General features: G+C 37.4%; 7 protein-coding genes. 3 read left to right on the top strand and 4 right to left on the bottom strand.

Annotation, left to right across the window (positions count from 1 at the left end):
- From HMPREF2813_RS02945 to HMPREF2813_RS02935, 3 genes are all read right to left on the bottom strand, one after another.
- Positions 1-285 (bottom strand): Rha family transcriptional regulator (locus HMPREF2813_RS02945; RefSeq protein ID WP_148129911.1); only part of this gene is annotated, 285 nt, incomplete at its 3' end.
- Between the two features lie 47 nt (positions 286-332).
- The gene (locus HMPREF2813_RS02940; protein ID WP_014550761.1) at positions 333-629 is read right to left on the bottom strand and encodes a hypothetical protein; all 297 of its coding nucleotides are present in this window, start codon (positions 627-629) and stop codon (positions 333-335) included.
- Between the two features lie 20 nt (positions 630-649).
- Positions 650-856 (bottom strand): helix-turn-helix transcriptional regulator, encoded by a 207-nt coding sequence (locus HMPREF2813_RS02935; protein ID WP_014550762.1) that lies wholly within the window; start codon positions 854-856, stop codon positions 650-652.
- 130 nt (positions 857-986) lie between these two features.
- On the opposite strand from HMPREF2813_RS02935, the gene HMPREF2813_RS02930 reads away from it, so the two are divergent.
- The 3 genes from HMPREF2813_RS02930 to HMPREF2813_RS02920 are packed head-to-tail and all read left to right on the top strand — an operon-like array spanning position 987 to position 3,253.
- Complete coding sequence (locus HMPREF2813_RS02930; protein WP_014550763.1) at positions 987-1,643, top strand: LexA family protein; 657 nt, start codon at positions 987-989, stop codon at positions 1,641-1,643.
- 60 nt (positions 1,644-1,703) lie between these two features.
- Complete coding sequence (locus HMPREF2813_RS02925) at positions 1,704-2,441, top strand: HipA family kinase (RefSeq protein ID WP_014550764.1); 738 nt, start codon at positions 1,704-1,706, stop codon at positions 2,439-2,441.
- The gene (locus HMPREF2813_RS02920) at positions 2,438-3,253 is read left to right on the top strand and encodes a DUF3037 domain-containing protein (RefSeq protein WP_014550765.1); all 816 of its coding nucleotides are present in this window, start codon (positions 2,438-2,440) and stop codon (positions 3,251-3,253) included. Before HMPREF2813_RS02925 ends, HMPREF2813_RS02920 begins: the two co-directional genes overlap by 4 nt.
- A 491-nt stretch (positions 3,254-3,744) precedes the next feature.
- Here HMPREF2813_RS02920 and HMPREF2813_RS02915 read toward each other — a convergent pair.
- Positions 3,745-3,895, bottom strand: a 151-nt coding sequence (locus HMPREF2813_RS02915; RefSeq protein WP_070646962.1) for a YegP family protein, incomplete at its 5' end; no start/stop codon positions are given.

Below are 3,895 nucleotides of genomic sequence, written 5' to 3'. Positions count from 1 at the left end.
ATTTTCCAACGCTTGCCAGCGATCGACCACCGCAGCAGTAAATTCAGGCGATAAGCGAGCGACAACAACAAACGTATCCCGCTTGTTTAACTCGTAGTAATCAAACCATTGATTTCTATACTCAAATTTTAGTGGCTCAATTTGAGCGACTAAATTTTGTTCAATCAAATCACGAATAACACGTAATACATTTTTGTGTTCTTTATGTGTAATCTCCGCAATTTCCCGACTACTCATTGTCAAAATACTTGCGTTTTCTTTCGTCATCGTTAATAATTGGTTCATCTGTATATTCCTTAATGAATTAGCCACGAAATTTCCTCGTGGCTTTTTTATTTACCCAAATACTTCTCACGTAACCGCTTATCAAAGCCTTGTGACGCAAGGAGTAACATTTCAAATTCACTTTTCTCAATCGCAATGTGCGTATCCGTATCAAAAACACCGAATTGACAGGCGGCGATAAAGTTAAATGTCTGAGTAAACTCTTCATTACTAATAAAGCGACTCAGTGTGCTAGACGCGGTTTCCATACCTTCTGCCACCTCGTATTGCTTTTGCTTGTAATATTTGTCGATAACCTGATCCGAAAGCACTCTTGCAGATCGCGTTAATTTATTGCGTGCCATTGCGTATTCCTGTTGGTAAATTAGCTTTGAGAAGGAAATACATCCTCGATACAAACTTTTGCTCCAAGTGAGTTCAGAGTTTGAACAATCTTCTGGGCAACACTTAACGATGGCGAACGCAATCCAATCTCATAATTAGCAATTCGTGGTTGGCTCCATCCGATATGGTTGGCTAGTTGTCGCTGAGTAATCCCAAGCTGTCCTCGAATCTGTGAAAGGTTATTCATTGATAAATTTCATTTTGTGATTTTTTATAATTCATTTAATCACATAACGGAATTTATATCAATCACAATATGAAATTATATGAATATAACGTAACGTGTTATTATTTGAACTAAAAGAAGGAGAAATTAAATGGCTACACTTGGCGAAAGAATAAAAGCGTATCGAGAACAGTTAAAAATCAGTCAAAAAGAATTAGCTGAGAGATGCAATAATATTGATACCAAAAGTGAGAATGCGCGTTGGGGACAACCGAGAATTGCTAATTATGAAAAAGGCAATAGAACGCCTGACCTCGAAGATATATCTATCATAAGTAAAGCACTTAATATCCTGCCTGAGGTTTTAGCCTTCAATTCAAACATAAGCGAGATCAAAGAGTCAATTTGTCGTTATCCATTATTAAGTCCAATCCAAGCAGGACTATGGACTGATATTAGATCGCTCGAAGGATTTGACGGTTACGAGATGATCCCAAGCACTGTCATCGCCTCTGAAAATTCCTTTTATCTACGAATTGAAGGTAAATCTATGCTCCCCCGATTCAACGAGGGCGATCTGGTTTTAATTGATCCTGATATTGCGCCAACCCCAGGGAAATTTGTGGCTGCAATCAATGGCGACAACGAGGCGACATTTAAACAATACAAAGAGCTTGGCACGAGAACACCAGAAGGCATACCGCACTTTGAGCTTGTTCCGCTTAATCCTATGTTTCCAACATTAAGCTCGCTCAACCAAGAAATTCGCATTATTGGTGTGGCAAGGGAGCGTGTAGAAACGTTATAACACCGAGCGGCAAGGTAGGTTTGGGTTGTGAAGGCAGTGGACGCTTAATTGGATAAGAGAATGGATAAAATCATATTTATCAGAGAAAGAATGGAAATGGGTGTAACCCGTCCCTTTATTTGTCAAACAGATAAAGGAAATTGGTTTATAATAAAAACATTGTCTATGATGCCAATCAGTCAATTATTAGCGGAAGCCATAGGCTCAACACTGGCTCATGAAATAGGGCTCCCGTGCCCAAGTATTGATTTTGTTGAAATAACGCCGGAATCAACCCAATACGTTTCTCCGGAGTGGCGGCAAGACTTGCCAAGCGGAATAGCATTCGCATCATCATTTGTGGTAAATGCCAAAATTGCCAAAACCGTTCAAGTCAAAAATCCTGCATTTTTATCGGAACCAGAACAAAAATTACTCTATATGTTTGATCGTTGGATTTTAAATTCTGACAGAACCGCATCACAAGTCGGCACAGGAAATATTAATCTGCTTTTTGACGAACAACAGCAAAAAATTTTAGTGATAGATCATAATCTTGCTTTTGACGAAAGAGCTGATTTTTCTGAACATATCTTTTCACCACAGAACAGAGAGTGGCGACTTGACTGGGTGGATAAACAAACTTTTACAGACAAAGCTATTGACACACTCAAAAAATTTGACCATATTTACCAGTCCATTCCTGATGATTGGTTTGTTGGAGATGAAGAATTTCACAAAATTGAGCACCAAATCAACCGAATAAAAGAACTTTTAAACCGAATAACACAAAAAAATTACTGGGACAACATAGAATGAAACAACCTATTTTATACAGCTTTGTGCGGTATCGTCCGTACTTTGAAACAGGCGAGTTCGTCAATGTTGGCTTATTGATGTGCGAGCCCGAAAAGAAAAAACTCACTTATCAACTTGTACCTAAAAATAACAAGCGCGTGAATGATTTTTTCTATAAAAGCAAAATGTTTGAAACTGTCCGTGAAACTATTAATGATGAATTACAATATATCGTTAATCAACCATTTAACGGCTGTGCGCAGGATATGGCTACCTTCTTTCACCATTACATTGATGTGAAAGAAGGCATTGTTCAATATAGCAATGCTGCGGTAGGTATGGTGGATGATCCGCAAGATTATTTTAACAAGTTATATACGCAATTTATCCAAAATGCTGGAGTAAAAACAGAAAGCCAAGAACAAGTGATTTTGAAACATTACAAAACCTTGTTTAGACAAGAAAACGACAGTGTTCTTGCACAATACAAACAATATATGGTGAATGGTGATTTTGCTAAATTTGCCCTTCCTTTGGCATTGAAAAACCAACAAGATAAACATATTTTAAAAGCAGTAAAACCTCTTGCATTCGATCAGGTTGAAAGCCCGAGCATGATTGAACATTGTGATAGTTGGGTAGCGAAAATTAATCGTGCAGAGCAAGAAGGATTTATTAAAAGAGAGAATATTTTATTTGCGCTTGATACACCAAACACAGCGCATAAAGCTAATATTCTCGATACAATTAAGCGAACATTTGATCACTTCAAGTTACAACACATTAGCTGGAATGAAGATAAACAAATTATTAATTTCGCTAAAGCCATTTAACCGTTAAACCACGCACTGACGCGGTTTCATCTGATGTCTCCGACATTGATGTCGGAGACATATCAACCACAATAAAGCGCCTCTTCTGGCGGTTTTTTATTCCCCACCTTTCACCTTATTTAAATTCACCAAATCTTGCTTATATCCCTTCAAAATCGCTTCTTCCTTGATAAGTCTAGCCTCACTCCCCTTGCTTAACGGCAATTAAAACTTGCTTACGCTCTTCAAAATTTTCAAAAAATCCACCGCACTTCCCAAACCAAATACCTCGCTGGTTAAAAAATAAGCAAACAAACACATTTCTTAAAAATTTATTTCTTTAGAAATCAACAATATAATCACATCATGAAATTTTTTAGATAAAAAATCACAATTTGTATTGATTATATTATTTCAAAGTGTGATAATTACCCCATCAAAACGAGATACACAATCTCAATGCTCTTTAAAAATTTGTGATGAAAAAAAGCCCTGCGAACAGGGCTTAGTTATTAAGATTCATAAATAGGTGTCTTTCTATCAGTATCCATAACTAGACCAATGCAATGTAGGCAGTTTTGTTTGGTTGTATAACCCTCGCTAACTGCAATGGTTTCATGATTGGCGGCTTTGAGTCGCCAATACCACTGATTGTTTACACCC

It is taken from the genome of Haemophilus sp. HMSC066A11, assembly GCF_001811665.1.
GTDB lineage: Bacteria > Pseudomonadota > Gammaproteobacteria > Enterobacterales > Pasteurellaceae > Haemophilus > Haemophilus influenzae.
This window is presented reverse-complemented; position numbering and strand designations above follow the sequence as displayed.